The 1,647-nt window shown below is 74.3% G+C and carries 1 protein-coding gene; it reads right to left on the bottom strand.

The window, feature by feature from the left end:
* Window positions 1–1,647 (bottom strand): condensation domain-containing protein (locus D7X12_RS41175; protein WP_147443994.1); only part of this gene is annotated, 1,647 nt, incomplete at both ends.

Genomic DNA, 1,647 nt, shown 5'->3' with positions numbered 1-1,647 from the left:
CCAGGACATGCGGCGCGCCCGCGAGTTGCTCCTTCCACCACGCCACCTGCTTCGCGAGCACGTCCCCCTGGAGCCAGCCGCGCTGCCAGGACGCGAAGTCGGCGTATTGCACCGGCAGGGCCGGAAGGTGGGGCGTCGTCCCGGACGCGAATGCCGCATAGGCCGCCGCCACCTCGCGCACCATCACGCCCACGGACCAGCCGTCGGACACGATGTGGTGCATGGCCAGCACCAGGACGTGGTGCTCCGGGGCCAGCCGCAACAGCCGGGAGCGCAAGAGCGGGCCCTGGCCCAGGTCGAAGGGCCGGCCCGTCTCCTCCAGCGCCAGCCGGTGCACGGCCGCCTCGGGATCCTCGGGAGGAAGGGTGCCCAGGTCCGTCAGCGGCAGCGTCCACGCGGGCGTGGGGTGGATGCGTTGGATGGGCTCGTTGCCCTTCAGCGCGAACGTGGTGCGCAGGGCCTCATGGCGGTCGACCAGCAGCTCCAGCGCGCGACGCAGGGCCTCCGCGTCCAGCGCGCCCTCCAGTCGCACGGCCCCGAGCAGGACGTAGGGCGTGGCCCCGGGTTGGAGCTGATCCAGCACCCACAGTCGCTGCTGCGAGAAGGACAGGGGCAAGTCTCCGTCGCGCGACACGCGGCGGAGCGTGGGCACGCGGGGCCCGTCCGAGCGCACCAGGAGCTGCTCCTCCACCAGCTCCGTGACGCGGGCCACGGTGGACGCGGTGAACAGGCCACGCAGCGGCAGCTCCACCTGGAACGTGGCACGCAGGCGGGAGATGAGCTGCGTGGCCAGGAGCGAGTGGCCGCCCAGGGCGAAGAAGTCGTCGTGCAGCCCCACGCGCTCCACGTGCAGCACGTCGCGGAACAGCCCGGCGACGCGCTGCTGGAAGGGCGTCAGGCGCTCCGGGACGGCCGGCACCAGGGCGGACTCGGCCTGCTCCGGGACGGGCAGCGCCTTGCGATCCAGCTTGCCCCCGGGCGTCAGCGGCAGCGCCGTCATGGGCACGAACGCGGACGGCACGAGGTGCGCGGGCAACCGCTCCACCAGGAAGGCGCGCAGGGTGGTGGGGTCGGGCGACGGGTGGCCCACGACGTAGGCCACCAGCCGCTTGTCGCCGGGCACGTCCTCGCGCACGACGACGACCGCCTCGCGCACGGACGGGTGGGCGTGCAGGGCGGACTCGACTTCGCCCGGTTCGATGCGGAAGCCGCGCACCTTCACCTGTGCATCCACGCGGCCCACGAAGTCGAGCGTCCCATCCGCCCGCCACCGCGCCCGGTCGCCCGTGCGGTACAGCCGCGCGCCCGGGATGCCGCTGAACGCGTCCGGCACGAAGCGCTCGGCCGTCGTCGCGGGGTGGCCGGGATAGCCACGCCCCACGCCCTCGCCGCCGATGAACAGCTCGCCCGGGACTCCGGGGGCCACGGGCTCACCGTGCGCATCCAGCACGTACAGCCGGGCGCGGGCCACGGGCCGACCAATGGGCAGGACGGTGGCGTCCGCCGCCAGCGCGCCCACGGCGTGGAAGGTCGCGCAGACGGTGGCCTCGGTGGGGCCGTACAGGTTGACGAGCTGGCCCTTGGGGCCCGCCGCGAGCACGTTGCGCACGGCGCGCGGATCCGCCCGGTCCCCGCCGAAGAAGGCGT

Source organism: Corallococcus sicarius, from assembly GCF_003611735.1.
GTDB classification, from domain to species: Bacteria; Myxococcota; Myxococcia; order Myxococcales; family Myxococcaceae; genus Corallococcus; species Corallococcus sicarius.
This window is presented reverse-complemented; position numbering and strand designations above follow the sequence as displayed.